Source organism: Pseudoroseicyclus tamaricis (assembly GCF_012070395.1).
Taxonomy (GTDB): Bacteria; Pseudomonadota; Alphaproteobacteria; order Rhodobacterales; family Rhodobacteraceae; genus Pseudoroseicyclus_A; species Pseudoroseicyclus_A tamaricis.
Genome location: NZ_JAAFYS010000002.1, coordinates 427,418 through 440,512, shown reverse-complemented (window position 1 = coordinate 440,512; position 13,095 = coordinate 427,418). Strand labels below are relative to the sequence as shown.

Here is a 13,095-nt window from a genome sequence, read left to right as displayed (position 1 = left end):
CCCGGCGACAGGAGGAAGGGCCACGTCGCCGGGCAGGGAGGAGGAGAGGCCAGGCGGCCGGCCCGCCGGTTTTCGCTTTGGCGAAGCGATTGAAAAGGCTAGAGGAGGGAGGATCGGGCGACGGGAGGCGAGATGCAGGACATTCTGGCGGAGCTGGAATCGCGGCGCGCCGAGGCGCGGGCCGGCGGCGGGGCGCGGCGCATCGAGGCGCAGCACGGCAAGGGCAAGCTGACGGCGCGCGAGCGGATCGAGCTGCTGCTCGACGAGGGCTCCTTCGAGGAGTTCGACATGTTCGTCGCCCATCGCTGCACCGAGTTCGGCATGGCCTCCCAGCGGCCCGCCGGCGACGGCGTGGTGACCGGCTGGGGGACGGTCAACGGCCGGCAGGTCTATGTCTACAGTCAGGATTTCACCGTCTTCGGCGGCTCGCTGAGCGAGACCCACGCCCAGAAGATCTGCAAGATCATGGACATGGCGATGCAGAACGGCGCCCCGGTCATCGGGCTGAACGATTCCGGCGGCGCCCGGATCCAGGAGGGCGTGGCCAGCCTCGCGGGCTATGCCGAGGTCTTCCAGCGCAACGTCATGGCGAGCGGCGTCGTCCCCCAGATCTCCGTCATCATGGGGCCCTGCGCGGGCGGGGCCGTCTACTCCCCCGCGATGACGGACTTCATCTTCATGGTGAAGGACAGCTCCTACATGTTCGTCACGGGGCCGGACGTCGTGAAGACCGTCACCAACGAGGTGGTCACGGCAGAGGAGCTGGGCGGCGCGGCGACGCATACCCGCCGCTCCTCCGTCGCCGATGGCGCCTATGAGAACGACGTGGAGGCACTGGCCGAGGTGCGGCGGCTCGTCGACTTCCTGCCGCTCTCCAACCGGGAGAAGCCGCCGGTGCGGCCCTTCCATGACGAGGTGGACCGGATCGAGCCCGCGCTCGACACGCTGATCCCCGAGAACCCGAACCAGCCCTACGACATGAAGGAGCTGATCGGGAAGCTGGCGGACGAGGGCGATTTCTTCGAGATCCAGGCGGAGTTCGCGAAGAACATCGTCACCGGCTTCATCCGGCTGGAGGGGCGGACGGTCGGCGTCGTCGCCAACCAGCCGCTGGTGCTCGCCGGCTGCCTCGATATCGACAGCTCCCGCAAGGCCGCGCGCTTCGTGCGCTTCTGTGATGCCTTCGAGATCCCGCTGCTGACGCTCGTCGACGTGCCCGGCTTCATGCCCGGCACCGCGCAGGAGTTCGGCGGCGTCATCAAGCACGGGGCGAAGCTGCTCTTCGCTTACGGCGAGGCGACGGTGCCGAAGGTGACGCTGATCACACGCAAGGCCTATGGCGGCGCCTATGATGTCATGTCTTCCAAGCACTTGCGGGGCGACTTCAACTACGCCTGGCCGACGGCGGAGATCGCCGTCATGGGCGCCAAGGGTGCGGTGGAAATCCTCTACCGCTCCGAGCTGGGGGAGCCGGAGAAGATTGCCGCCCGCACGCGGGACTACGAGGATCGCTTCGCCAACCCCTTCGTCGCGGCGGAGCGGGGCTTCATCGACGAGGTCATCCAGCCCCGCGGCACCCGCAAGCGGCTCTGCCGGGCCTTCGCTTCCCTGCGGGGCAAGCAGCAGAGCAATCCCTGGAAGAAGCACGATAACATCCCCCTGTAAGACATTGTTCCCACTCATGTTCCGACCGATCTCCCTGCTCCTCCTCCTCGCCGCCCCGGCGGCCGCGCAGGATGTCGCCGCCCCCTCCGGCCAGCCCTGGCGCATCTTCGACGTGGTGCTGGAGGGCACCTCGGCCCACTTGCGCTTCATCTCCGAGGGGCTGGAGGCGGAGGATTTCGAGTCCATCGCCGGCGACTTCCAGTGGCTGTGCGACAACCTCGCCCTGCCGGCGCTGGAGACCAACGAGGTGGCGGTGGAGGGCATCACCATCTCGGTCGCCGACCGGGAGCTGCCCTTCGGCGAGATGGATCCCGAGGCGGTGCAGTTCTTCGAGGGGTTCCGCGTCGAGGACGGCGCCTGTGTCTGGGAGTTGTTCTGATGGAAAAGCACCGCGGTTTCCCCTCGCGCCTGATGGGGACGGATCACCAGTTCACCATCCGCCGCGCCAACAAGGCCGGCGCCACCAAGCTGATCTCGCGCGAGCGCTATGCCGACCGGCGCCCCGCCGACCGGCGGGCGGATATGTACTTCATGGCGGCGCTCTGGGAGCATTTCGGCGAGGAGCCCTTCGAGCGCGGCAACCTCGACGCCGGCCGGCTCTCCTGGCTCTTCGGGCGCGAGGTGGTGCCGGCGGAGGAGGACTTCGATCCCGAGAGCTATGAGGCCCTCCTGCGCATCGACCGGACGCGGGCGGAGATCAGCTTCCCCGAGGTCTTCGAGTGACGATGCCCTCTCTGACCGACCTTTGGCAAAACCCTGCCGACGGGCGCCCAAACCCGTCTGCACAGGGCTTTTTTGCCATTGTTATTGCATGTCAGCCACCGGATGAGGTGATCAGTTGGCCAGCGACTTGCCACGAGGCAGAATCGCGCCAGCTTGAGGCCAAATCGACAGGAGAAGTTCCATGCTCAAGATGCTCAAAGTCACCGTTATCGCCGCCGCCGGTGCCGGCGCTGTCGCCGGCTGCGCCTACGACACGACCCGCACGTCAGGTGCGGATTGCGCCGCCATCGGTGCCGGCCTCTATGCCGGCTCGCAGATGCTCAATGGCGCCGATGCGCGCGAAGCCGTCGGCGCGGGCCTGCTCGGTGCCGGTGCCGGCGCCGTGGCCAACGCGGCCGGCGCCTGCTGAGCCAGGGCGGAGGTCACTCCGCCCCACGACCAAGGTCGCAAGCCGTCGGGATGGCAACATCCCGGCGGCTTTGCCATGTCCGGGGGGAGGGTGCCGTGACGGGGCCGTTTGAAAAGCTGCTGATCGCCAACCGGGGCGAGATCGCGTGCCGCGTCATCAAGACGGCCCGGCGCCTCGGCATCCCCACCGTCGCCCTCTACTCCGACGCTGACCGCCGCGCCCTGCACGTGGCGATGGCCGACGAGGCGCTCCACATCGGCCCCCCGCCGGCCGCGCAGAGCTACATCGACATCGAGCGGGTGATGACAGCGGTGCGGGAGAGCGGCGCCGATGCCGTGCATCCCGGCTACGGCTTCCTCTCCGAGAACCCGCGCTTCGCCAGGGCGCTGGAGGAGGCGGGCGTCGCCTTCATCGGCCCGCCCGTGGGCGCCATCGAGGCGATGGGGGACAAGATCACCTCCAAGAAGATCGCCGCCGAGGCGGGGGTGAATACCGTCCCCGGTTTCATGGGGCTGATCGACAGCGCCGATGAGGCGGCGAAGATCGCCGGCGAGATCGGCTACCCCGTCATGATCAAGGCCAGCGCCGGCGGCGGCGGCAAGGGGATGCGCGTCGCCTGGACCGCCGAGGAGGCGCGTGAGGGCTTCGCGGCGTCGAAGCGCGAGGCGGCGGCGAGCTTCGGGGATGATCGCATCTTCATCGAGAAGTTCGTCACCCAGCCGCGCCACATCGAGATCCAGGTGCTGGCGGATGCCCATGGCAACGCCGTCTACCTGCACGAGCGGGAATGCTCGATCCAGCGGCGCAACCAGAAGGTGATCGAGGAGGCCCCGTCGCCGTTCCTCGACGAGGCCACCCGCGCCGCGATGGGCGCGCAGGCCGTGGCGCTGGCGCAGGCCGTCGGCTACCGCAGCGCCGGGACGGTGGAATTCATCGTCGACGGGGCGCGCAACTTCTACTTCCTCGAGATGAACACCCGCCTGCAGGTCGAGCACCCGGTGACGGAGCTGATCACCGGCATCGACCTCGTCGAGCAGATGATCCGCGTCGCCGCCGGCGAGCCGCTGCCGTTCTCCCAAGCCGACCTCAGGATCAACGGCTGGGCCATCGAATCCCGCCTCTACGCCGAGGACCCGTATCGCAACTTCCTGCCCTCCATCGGCCGCCTCACCCGCTACCGCCCGCCGGAAGAGGTGTCCGGCCCCGAGAAGGCGGTCCGCAACGACACCGGCGTCGAGGAGGGGGGCGAAATCTCGATGTTCTACGACCCCATGATCGCGAAGCTCTGCACCTGGGCGCCGAGCCGCGAGGCCGCCATCGGCGCGATGCGCGAAGCGCTGGATGGCTTCGAGCTGGAGGGGATCGGCCACAACCTGCCCTTCCTCTCTGCGGTGATGGATCATCCGAAGTTCGTGGCGGGCGAGATGACGACCGCCTTCATCGCCGAGGAATGGCCGGAGGGCTTCGACGGCGTCACGCTGCCGGGCAACCAGCTCCGCCGGCTGGCGGCGGTGGCGGCGGCCATACACCGGATCGCCGAGATCCGCCGCGCCCGCATCTCGGGGCGGATCGACAACCACAAGCGCACGCTCGGCGAAGACTTCGTGGTGACGGCGCAGGGGGAGACCTTTCCGCTGACGCTGACGGCGGATCCCTTCGGCACCGATGTCACCTTCGCTGGCGGCGAGGCCGTTCGCGTCGCCGGGGCCTGGTCGCCCGGCCAGCGGCTGGCGCGGCTGGACGTGGCGGGGGAGCCGATGGTGGTGCAGGTCGAGCCCCGGCCCCTCGGCTTCCGCCTGCGCACGCGTGGCGCGGACCTCTCGGTGCGGGTGATGACTCCCCGCCAGGCCGAGCTCGCCGCCCTGATGCCTCAGAAGCTGCCGCCCGACACCTCCAAGCTGCTCCTCTGCCCGATGCCGGGCCTGCTCGTTTCCCTCAATGTCGCCGCCGGCGACAATGTTGAGGAGGGGCAGGCGCTCTGCACCGTCGAGGCGATGAAGATGGAGAATATCCTGCGCGCCGAGCGCCGGGGGATCGTGACGCAGGTCAACGCCGCCGTGGGCGAGAGCCTTGCGGTGGACGAAGTGATCATGGAATTCGAGTAGGGGCGCCTAGCCTCTGAGCCTCCCGTTCACCGCCCGCCGAGCGTTCCCGTCTCGCGGATCTCCTGCTGGCGCAGGGGCAGCTTGTCGATGGCGTGGGACATCTCTCGCGTCGCCCAGGGCGACGGCTTGCGCTGCGCGATGCGGCCGTCCTTGCCGACGAGGATCATCACGAAGCCGCGGGGGCGGAAGATCTCCCTCAGGGGAGTGCGCGCGGCCGGGTCCGTGTCGGTGATGACCATCACGTCGCGGGGGACGAGATCGTTCCAGCCATCCTCGATCAGCTCCATCTGCTGGGCGAAGTTCGGATCGAAGGGGCTGTCGGCGAAGACGACGAGCGGGCGGGCGATGTATTGCAGCGCCTCGACGTCCACCTCCGCGCCGGAGAAGATGCGCGTCGGGTCCGCGCGCCAGAGCTCCAGCACATTCTCGGGCGTCGCCGCCGCGGCCTGCGTCAGATCCTCGGCGAGGGGGGCCTCCTGCGCGAGGGTGCCGAGCGGCACGAGCGCGAGAAGGGCGGCGCAGATGGGGGTGAGCGCGGCTTTCATGCTCAAGATATAGTCGGCGGCCTGCCGCTTGCGAAGGGCAGGCACGTGCCGATAGACAGAAATTTATCGGGCTGAGAGCAGCGGGCCGCCGCGCCGCCACTGCGACGCCGCCGGGACAGGAGGGGAGCGGGCATGAAGATCGTCCTGCATCTGGGGGCGCACCGCACCGGCACCACCACCTTCCAGCGCGCCCTGGCGGCCAGCAGGGCGCCCCTCGCCGAGGCGGGGCTGGAGGTCTGGACGCCGGCCGAACTCCGCCGCGGCGGCTGGCTCTCCGGCCTCGACGGGCACCCGCGCGATGCCGAACCCGCGGCCGCGGCCCGGGCCACCGAGGCGATCCGGGCGGAGCGGGCGCGCCTGGAGGCAGCCGGCCGGACATGCCTGCTGATCAGCGAGGAGAACCTGCCCGGCACCATGCGCGCCAACCTGCGCACCCGCAGCCTCTATCCCGACGTCACCGCCTGGCTGTCCCGCCTCGCCCCGGCGCTGGAGGGGGCTCCCCTGTCGCTCGGCCTCGCGATCCGGCCGCTGGAGAGTTACTGGGCCTCCGCCATCGCGAGCCTCGTCGCCCGCAACGTGACGGCTCCGCCGGAGGCCAAGGTGCTCGCCGCCATCGCCGCCTCCCGCCGGGGCTGGCGGCATGTCATCGGCGAGGCGGCGACGGCTCTCCCGGGTGCCGCGATCACCGTCTGGCCCTCCGAGCCCTTCGCCGCCAGCCCCGCCGACCAGCTCCGCCTGCTGGTGCCGGAGGCGGCGGGCGCGCTGGGGGCAGGGGACGGCGCCGTCCACAATGCCGGCGCGGCGCAGGAGGCCCGGTTCACCCCGGATCAGGCCGCCTTGCTCCGCGCCGTCGACGAGGCCGACCTCTCCTGGCTGCGCGGCGGGGCGGAGGCCCGCGTCCGCTTCGTCGAGCGGCCGGAGGATTGCCCGGCCCCGGGAGGCGGTGCACAAACCGGCCAAGGAGGAGACCCCGCATGAGCAAGGCCGACTGGCGCGCCCGCGCCGAGCAAGAGCTGAAGGGCCGCATCCCCGATGACCTAACCTGGCACACGATCGAGGGCATCGACATCCGCCCGCTCTACACGGCGGAGGATGTCTCCGGCCTCGACCTCTCCTCCACCCCCGGCGAGCCGCCCTATATCCGCGGCCCGCGCACCACGATGTATGCCGGCCGGCCCTGGACGATCCGGCAATATGCCGGCTTCTCCACCGCGCAAGAGAGCAATGCCTTCTACCGCCGCGCCCTCGCCGCCGGGCAGCAGGGTGTCTCCGTCGCCTTCGACCTCGCCACCCACCGGGGTTATGACAGCGACCACCCGCGCGTCGAGGGCGATGTCGGCATGGCGGGCGTGGCCATCGACAGCGTGGAGGACATGAAGATCCTCTTCGACGGCATCCCGCTGGAGAAGATCTCCGTCTCCATGACGATGAACGGCGCCGTCATCCCCGTGCTCGCCGGCTTCATCGTCGCGGGCGAGGAGCAGGGGGTTGCCCTGGCGCAGCTGTCGGGGACCATCCAGAACGATATCCTGAAAGAGTTCATGGTGCGGAACACCTATATCTATCCGCCCGAGCCCAGCATGAGGATTGTCGCGGATATCATTGAATATACGGCGAAAGAGATGCCGCGCTTCAACTCCGTCTCCATCTCCGGCTACCACATGCAGGAGGCGGGGGCGACGCTCGTGCAGGAGCTGGCCTTCACCCTGGCCGACGGGCGCGAATACGTGCGCGCCGCGCTCGCGCGGGGGATGGATGTCGATGCCTTCGCACCGCGCCTCAGCTTCTTCTTCGCCATCGGCATGAACTTCTTCATGGAGGCGGCGAAGCTCCGCGCCGCCCGCCAGCTCTGGCACCGGGTCATGGCGGAGTTCGCCCCGAAGGACCCTCGCTCCTCCATGCTGCGCACCCACTGCCAGACCTCCGGCGTCTCCCTGCAGGAGCAGGACCCCTACAACAACGTCGTCCGCACCGCCTACGAGGCGCTCTCCGCCGTCCTCGGCGGCACGCAATCGCTCCACACCAACGCGCTGGACGAGGCGATGGCCCTGCCGTCGGATCACGCGGCGCGCATCGCCCGCAATACCCAGCTAATCCTGCAGGAGGAGACGGGGGTGACGAAGGTCGCCGACCCGCTCGCCGGCTCCTACTATGTCGAGAGCCTCACCGCCGAGCTGGCCGACAAGGCCTGGGCGCTGATGGAGGAGGTGGAGGCGATGGGCGGCATGACCGAGGCGGTGGCCGAGGGCATGCCCAAGGCCCGGATCGAGGCGGCGGCCGCCGAGCGGCAGGCACTGGTCGACCGGGGGGAGACGGTGATCGTCGGCGTCAACAAGTACCGGCTGGACGAAGAGGCGCCCATCGAGCTGCTCGACGTCGACACTGCCGCCGTCCGCGCCGGGCAGGTCTCCCGCCTCGAGGAGCTGCGTGCCAGCCGCGACGACGCGGCGGTGGACGCGGCGCTGTCCGAGCTCTCACGCCGGGCGGCGGAGGGCGGCAACCTGCTGGAGGCAGCGGTGGAGGCGATGCGGGCGCGGGCCACGGTCGGCGAGGTCAGCGCGGCGATGGAGGACGTCTTCGGTCGCCACGATGCGACGCCGGCGGTGCTCTCCGGCGTCTACGGCGGCGCCTGGGAGGGGGACGAGAGCTTCGCGGCCCTCAAGGCCGATCTCGCCGCCCATGCGGCGGAGGCCGGCGGTCCGCCGAAGCTGATGGTCGTCAAGATGGGGCAGGACGGGCACGACCGGGGGGCGAAGGTCATCGCCTCCGCTTTCGGGGACATCGGCTTCGACGTCGCCATGGGCCCGCTCTTCCAGACGCCGGAGGAGGCGGCGCGCGCGGCGGTGGAGGCCGGTGTGCAGGTCGTCGGCATCTCCTCCCTCGCGGCGGGCCACAAGACGCTGGCGCCGCAGATGGTGTCGGCGCTGCGGGCGCTGGGGGCCGAGAACGTGATCGTCGTCTGCGGCGGGGTGATCCCGAGCCAGGATCACGCGTTTCTGCGCGAAGCGGGGGTGCAGGCGATCTTCGGGCCGGGGACGAACATCCCCGAGGCGGCGCGCAAGATCCTCGGGCTGCTCCGGGGGGCCATCCCCAACCGCTAGGCGAGGGCGCCCGGTGCGACTCGCCTTCGGCGCAACTCTTGCCCCCACGTCCCGAATTTTCCTTGGAAATTTTTTCCCTATGGAAACCTGACATGGACACCATAAGGTTGCCTCCGGCTGCCATGTCGGTTCCAGTGTCCCTGAGTAAATTGCGCCCATGTATCTCGACCATCTCGTCATTCTCGCCAACGACCTCGAAGCGGGGGTCGCCCATGCGGAAGCGTCTCTCGGCCTGCGCCCGCAGCCCGGCGGCCGGCATGTCCGCTTCGGCACCCACAACGCTCTCCTCTCCATCGGCGAGGGGCTGTACCTTGAGGTGCTGGCCCCCGAGCCGGAGGCGCAGCATCCCGGCAAGCCGCGCTGGCTGGGGCTGGAAGGCTTCGACGGCCCGCCGCGGCTGGCGAACTGGGTCTGCGCGACCGATGATCTCGACGAGGCGCTCGACGACGCCCCCTTCGCCGGCGAGCCGGTGAATCTGCAGCGGGGCGACCTGCGCTGGCGCATCGCCATCCCCGCCGACGGCCGCCTGCCCATGGGTGGCGCCTTCCCGACGCTGATCCAGTGGGAGACGCAGCCCTGCGGCACCTGCCTGCCCGACCGCGGCTGCCGTCTCCGCTCCGTCGCCATCCAGGCACCGCTGGCGCGCGAGGCGCTGGTGGCAATGGGCGGCGAGCTGCCCGACGGGCGGGTGACGCTGACGGGGGCCGACGCTTTCCGCATCTCGGCGGAGATCGACACCCCCGATGGGCCGAGGCACCTCGCATGATCCGCGTTGCCACCCATGCCGACATTCCCGCGCTGGCGAATATCTGGAACCCGATCATCCGCGAGACGACGGTGATCTTCTCCGAGGAGCAGAAGACGCCGGAGTGGATCGCCGAGGCGATCAGCACCCGCCCCGCCTTCCTCGTCGCGGAGGAGCAGGGGTCGCCCGTCGGCCTCGCCACCTTCGGCCCGTTCCGCTCCCTCTCCGGCTATGCCGCGACCGTGGAGCACACGCTGCTGCTGGCGCCCGAGGCGCGGGGCCGGGGCGTCGGACGGCAGCTCATGCAGGCGCTGGAGGCGCAGGCGCGGGAGCGGGGGGCGCATGTGATGGTCGGCGTGATCTCGGGCGAGAACCACGGGGCGCTGGCCTTCCACGCCGCGCTCGGCTTTCAGGAGGCGGGGCGGCTGAAGGAGGCGGGGCGCAAGTTCGGCCGCTGGCTCGATGCCGTCTTCATGCAGAAGATCCTCTGAGCTTCCCCTTTCGTCGCCGCGCTGCGGCGCATACCCTGCGCCCATGTCGATCTGGACACGCATCGCCGACGCCCTCGCGGCGCTTCGCAGCGGAGAGCCCCTCTCCGCGGTGTTCGATCGCCTGCGCACGCCGCGCGACCGCTCCGTCGCCTTCACCATCTCCGTCATCGCGCTCGGCGCGAAGATGGCCAAGGCCGACGGGCTGGTGACGCGAGACGAGGTGGCCGCCTTCCGCGATGTCTTCACCATCGCTCGGGAGGATGAGCGCGCCGCCGCCCGCGTCTACAACCTCGCCCGGCAGGACATCGCCGGCTTCGAGGATTACGCCGCCCGGGCCGCGGCCATGTTCAGCGGCCCCGATGGCCCGCTGGAGGATCTGCTGGAGGGGCTCTTCCACATCGCCATGGCGGATGGCGATTACCACCCGGCCGAGAACGCCTTCCTCGCCCGCGTCGCCGAGCTCTTCGGCTTCGACGAACGCGCCTTCGCCCGGATGCGGGCCCGCTTCGTCCCCGATGCCGAGCGCGACCCCTACGAGGTGCTCGGCGCCGACCCCGCCATGCCGGTGGAGGAGATCCGCCAGCTCTGGCGCACCCACGTCCGCCAGACCCACCCCGACGCGCTCGCCGCCCGCGGCCTGCCGGAGGAGGCGGTGCGCATGGCCGAAGCCCGCATGGTCGCCATCAACCACGCGTGGGAGCAGATCCGGGCCGAGCGCGACGCCTGAGCCCCATGCGCATCGCCACCTACAATGTCGAATGGTTCGACGCGCTCTTCGACGACGACGGTGAGCTGCGCGGCGATGCCGAATGGTCCGGCCGCTACGGCGTGCGGCGGCAAGAGCAGGTGGCGGCCCTTGGGCACGTCTTCCGTGCGCTCGATGCCGACGCGGTGCTCGTCATCGAGGCGCCCGACATCTCCCGCCACCGCCGGGGCGCCGCGGCGCTGGAGCGCTTCGCCGCCCATGCCGGGCTGCGGGCGCGGGAGGCGCTCTCCGGCTTCAGCTCCGACACGCAGCAGGAGATCATGCTGCTCCACGACCCCGATGTCCTCAGTGCCGTTCATGCGCCGAGCGAGCTCGGGGCGCCGCGCTTCGATGGTATCTGGGGCATCGACATCGATCTCGACGGGGTCCCGGAGCCGGTGCACTTCTCCAAGCCGCCGCTGGAGGCGGTGCTGGAGGGGCGTGGGCGCCGCATCCGGCTGATCGGCGTCCATGCAAAATCGAAGGCGCCGCACAGCGCGGGGGAGGCAGCCGCCGCCATGCGCGCCGCCATCGAGAGCCGCCGCAAGCAGCTCGCCCAGTGCCTCTGGCTGCGCGCCCGCGTCACGGCGCATCTGGAGGCGGGAGAGAGCGTCATCGTCGCCGGCGACATCAACGACGGCCCGGGGCTCGACACCTTCGAGGCGCTCTTCGGCCGCTCCGGCGTGGAGATCCTGCTCGGCGCCGGCGGCCCGCACCCGCTCTTCGATCCGCATGCCGCGGGGCTCATCCCGGCCGCTACCGCCCGCTTCCGCCTGAAGGAGGGGGGCCACCTCGACGCGCTGCTCGACTACATCCTCGTCTCGCAGGATCTCGCCGCCAGCGGCCCGCGCTGGCGCGTCTGGTCCCCCCATGCCGACCCCGCCCTCGGGGCCGACCCGGTCCTCGCCGAGGCGCTGGTCACGGCGTCGGACCATTTTCCCGTCACGCTCGACCTCTGAGCCTGCCTTCGCGGGCCATGGCCTTTGAGCTTGCCGCCCGGCGCCCTATCTCCTGTCCCATGAAACAGATCGCCCTTGCCCCCGCCCTCGCGCTTGCCCTCCTTGCCCAGCCCGCCGCCGCCCAGGAGGACGGCGACGGCTTCAACCTCATGGAGGAAGGCGCCCGCCTCTTCATGCAGGGGCTGATGGACGAGATGGACCCGGCGCTCGACCAGCTTCGCGACTTCGCGGAGGATCTGGAGCCCGCCATGCGCGAGATGACGGCCGAGATGGCCGCCGGCCTCGCCGACATCCTCGAGACCATCGATTCGGTGCGCTACTACGAGATGCCGGAGATCACCGAGAGCGGCGACATCATCATCCGCCGCAAGCCCGACGCCCCGCCCTACGTGCCGGAGGTGGACGAGGGCGAAGAGATCGAACTCTGAAGGCGGCGCTCGTTGTGAGGTGAGAGTGGGGGGCTGTCTGCCCCCCACACCCCCCGAGGATTTTTGGGACCAAATACAGGGGCTGTCAGCCGACGGCCCCTGAGGCGATGTCGAGCGCGACGATGCCGGTTTTGCGTTCGGTGCCCACGTAGTCGTAGGCGGCAGCGATCCGGCTGAGCGGGAAGCGCCGGTCGATGATCGGGCGGTACTGGCCCTCCTCGATCAGGCTGGCGAGGAGGCCGGGGATGGCCGAGACCTCGCGGGGCAGGGGGAGCATCACCCGGCGGCGGCGTCCGGTGAGCGCGAAGAATGGCATCTGCCAGAGGAGCTGGCCTCCGGGGCCGAAATCGGTCGCCGCGAAGGAGGCGCCGGGGGCGAGCAGGGGGCGGAGCGCCCGGTAGCCGCCCTTGCCCGCCGCGTCGAGCACGGCATCGTAGCGGCCGGTGAGCGCGGCGGGATCGGCGGAGATCTGAACTCCGGCAGCTCCAAGTTCCTCCATCAGCGCAAGCTGATGCGGCTCCGCAGCCACCGTCACGCGGAGGCCCCGGGCCACGCCCAGCTGCAAGGCAGCGCTGCCGATGGCGCCGCCGCCGCCGAAGATGAAGAGCGACTGCCCCTCGCGCAGCCGCAGGGCCTGCAGCACCGAGTGCGCGTACCAGGCACCCTCGCAGATCACCGCCTCCTCCAGCGCCAGGCCCGGCGGCAACTCGGCGAGGGGAGCGTCCTGCGGCAGCAGGACATGCTCCGCGTGGCCGCCGTAGCGCGAAGGGGAGAGGCCGAAGACCGCTGCGCCCTCGGCGAAGCGACCCGCCCCGCGGCCGCGCGCCACCACGTGGCCGGCGATCTCCAGCCCCAGCACCTGCACCTTCGGCCGGCCGAGCCCCGTCACCACCCGCGCCGCTTTCGGCACGCCGCCGAGGGTCGCGAGGTCGGTCCGCGTGACGGCGGACGCGACATGGCGGATGACGATCTCTCCCGGGCCCGGCTCCGGCACCGGGCGCCCCTCCAGCCGCAGCACCTCCGGCCCGCCATAGCGCTCGCTGACTGCCGCTCTCATCGCGCCCTCCGCCTTTGACTCCGCTCCCCGCCAGCCTAGCTGACCCGCCACACAGCGGGCACGGGGGAAAGGCCGAAAGGTCGGAACGCTTGCGCCCGGCCCCCAGCTTCGGCAAGCAAGGC

Annotated in this window: 14 protein-coding genes; 12 read left to right on the top strand and 2 right to left on the bottom strand. The window is 70.5% G+C overall.

What is annotated here, in order from left to right:
• Positions 1–132 precede the first annotated feature (132 nt).
• The 5 genes from GY170_RS08525 (at position 133) to GY170_RS08505 (ending at position 4,902) form a co-directional block, all read left to right on the top strand.
• Positions 133–1,665, top strand: a complete 1,533-nt coding sequence (locus GY170_RS08525; protein ID WP_163892151.1) for an acyl-CoA carboxylase subunit beta — start codon at positions 133–135, stop codon at positions 1,663–1,665.
• Positions 1,666–1,681: 16 nt separating this feature from the next.
• The gene (locus GY170_RS08520; RefSeq protein ID WP_163892148.1) at positions 1,682–2,044 is read left to right on the top strand and encodes a DUF6497 family protein; all 363 of its coding nucleotides are present in this window, start codon (positions 1,682–1,684) and stop codon (positions 2,042–2,044) included.
• Positions 2,044–2,388, top strand: coding sequence for a hypothetical protein (locus GY170_RS08515; protein WP_163892145.1), 345 nt, complete (start codon positions 2,044–2,046; stop codon positions 2,386–2,388). Before GY170_RS08520 ends, GY170_RS08515 begins: the two co-directional genes overlap by 1 nt.
• 181 nt (positions 2,389–2,569) lie before the next feature.
• On the top strand, positions 2,570–2,797 hold the full coding sequence (locus tag GY170_RS08510) for a hypothetical protein (protein WP_163892142.1): 228 nt from the start codon (positions 2,570–2,572) through the stop codon (positions 2,795–2,797).
• Positions 2,798–2,847: 50 nt separating this feature from the next.
• Positions 2,848–4,902 carry an acetyl-CoA carboxylase biotin carboxylase subunit gene (locus GY170_RS08505; RefSeq protein WP_163892139.1) on the top strand — a complete coding sequence of 685 codons (2,055 nt, stop codon included), beginning with the start codon at positions 2,848–2,850 and terminating at the stop codon, positions 4,900–4,902.
• Between the two features lie 26 nt (positions 4,903–4,928).
• On the opposite strand, the gene GY170_RS08500 is transcribed toward GY170_RS08505, so the two are convergent.
• Entirely contained in the window at positions 4,929–5,447 is a 519-nt protein-coding gene (locus tag GY170_RS08500; protein ID WP_163892136.1) for a DUF4174 domain-containing protein, read from the bottom strand.
• 132 nt (positions 5,448–5,579) lie between these two features.
• Here GY170_RS08500 and GY170_RS08495 point away from each other — a divergent pair, with 132 nt between their 5' ends.
• The 7 genes from GY170_RS08495 (at position 5,580) to GY170_RS08465 (ending at position 11,916) form a co-directional block, all read left to right on the top strand.
• On the top strand, positions 5,580–6,425 hold the full coding sequence (locus GY170_RS08495) for a hypothetical protein (protein WP_163892133.1): 846 nt from the start codon (positions 5,580–5,582) through the stop codon (positions 6,423–6,425).
• Positions 6,422–8,548: a methylmalonyl-CoA mutase gene (scpA, locus tag GY170_RS08490; RefSeq protein ID WP_163892130.1), complete on the top strand. Its 2,127-nt coding sequence runs from the start codon at positions 6,422–6,424 to the stop codon at positions 8,546–8,548. The genes GY170_RS08495 and scpA overlap by 4 nt, the downstream gene beginning before the upstream one ends.
• Positions 8,549–8,705: 157 nt before the next feature.
• Complete coding sequence (locus GY170_RS08485; protein WP_163892127.1) at positions 8,706–9,314, top strand: VOC family protein; 609 nt, start codon at positions 8,706–8,708, stop codon at positions 9,312–9,314.
• Positions 9,311–9,784, top strand: coding sequence for a GNAT family N-acetyltransferase (locus tag GY170_RS08480; protein WP_163892124.1), 474 nt, complete (start codon positions 9,311–9,313; stop codon positions 9,782–9,784). The genes GY170_RS08485 and GY170_RS08480 overlap by 4 nt, the downstream gene beginning before the upstream one ends.
• Positions 9,785–9,827: 43 nt before the next feature.
• The gene (locus GY170_RS08475) at positions 9,828–10,511 is read left to right on the top strand and encodes a TerB family tellurite resistance protein (RefSeq protein ID WP_163892122.1); all 684 of its coding nucleotides are present in this window, start codon (positions 9,828–9,830) and stop codon (positions 10,509–10,511) included.
• A gap of 5 nt (positions 10,512–10,516) precedes the next feature.
• A complete protein-coding gene (locus tag GY170_RS08470) occupies positions 10,517–11,488 on the top strand; it encodes an endonuclease/exonuclease/phosphatase family protein (protein WP_163892119.1) in 972 nt (323 codons plus the stop codon).
• Positions 11,489–11,547: 59 nt separating this feature from the next.
• Positions 11,548–11,916 (top strand): AAA+ family ATPase, encoded by a 369-nt coding sequence (locus GY170_RS08465; protein ID WP_163892117.1) that lies wholly within the window; start codon positions 11,548–11,550, stop codon positions 11,914–11,916.
• Between the two features lie 85 nt (positions 11,917–12,001).
• On the opposite strand, the gene GY170_RS08460 is transcribed toward GY170_RS08465, so the two are convergent.
• A complete protein-coding gene (locus GY170_RS08460; protein ID WP_163892114.1) occupies positions 12,002–12,973 on the bottom strand; it encodes a quinone oxidoreductase family protein in 972 nt (323 codons plus the stop codon).
• Positions 12,974–13,095 lie beyond the last annotated feature (122 nt).

What these genes read in the sequence shown, in the direction of transcription:
- GY170_RS08525 (WP_163892151.1), top strand. Translation starts at nt 133, where the DNA reads ATGCAGGACATTCTGGCGGAGCTGGAATCGCGGCGCGCCGAGGCGCGG.
- GY170_RS08520 (WP_163892148.1), top strand. Translation starts at nt 1,682, where the DNA reads ATGTTCCGACCGATCTCCCTGCTCCTCCTCCTCGCCGCCCCGGCGGCC.
- GY170_RS08515 (WP_163892145.1), top strand. Translation starts at nt 2,044, where the DNA reads ATGGAAAAGCACCGCGGTTTCCCCTCGCGCCTGATGGGGACGGATCAC.
- GY170_RS08510 (WP_163892142.1), top strand. Translation starts at nt 2,570, where the DNA reads ATGCTCAAGATGCTCAAAGTCACCGTTATCGCCGCCGCCGGTGCCGGC.
- GY170_RS08505 (WP_163892139.1), top strand. Translation starts at nt 2,848, where the DNA reads ATGGCAACATCCCGGCGGCTTTGCCATGTCCGGGGGGAGGGTGCCGTG.
- GY170_RS08500 (WP_163892136.1), bottom strand. Translation starts at nt 5,447, where the DNA reads ATGAAAGCCGCGCTCACCCCCATCTGCGCCGCCCTTCTCGCGCTCGTG.
- GY170_RS08495 (WP_163892133.1), top strand. Translation starts at nt 5,580, where the DNA reads ATGAAGATCGTCCTGCATCTGGGGGCGCACCGCACCGGCACCACCACC.
- scpA (WP_163892130.1), top strand. Translation starts at nt 6,422, where the DNA reads ATGAGCAAGGCCGACTGGCGCGCCCGCGCCGAGCAAGAGCTGAAGGGC.
- GY170_RS08485 (WP_163892127.1), top strand. Translation starts at nt 8,706, where the DNA reads ATGTATCTCGACCATCTCGTCATTCTCGCCAACGACCTCGAAGCGGGG.
- GY170_RS08480 (WP_163892124.1), top strand. Translation starts at nt 9,311, where the DNA reads ATGATCCGCGTTGCCACCCATGCCGACATTCCCGCGCTGGCGAATATC.
- GY170_RS08475 (WP_163892122.1), top strand. Translation starts at nt 9,828, where the DNA reads ATGTCGATCTGGACACGCATCGCCGACGCCCTCGCGGCGCTTCGCAGC.
- GY170_RS08470 (WP_163892119.1), top strand. Translation starts at nt 10,517, where the DNA reads ATGCGCATCGCCACCTACAATGTCGAATGGTTCGACGCGCTCTTCGAC.
- GY170_RS08465 (WP_163892117.1), top strand. Translation starts at nt 11,548, where the DNA reads ATGAAACAGATCGCCCTTGCCCCCGCCCTCGCGCTTGCCCTCCTTGCC.
- GY170_RS08460 (WP_163892114.1), bottom strand. Translation starts at nt 12,973, where the DNA reads ATGAGAGCGGCAGTCAGCGAGCGCTATGGCGGGCCGGAGGTGCTGCGG.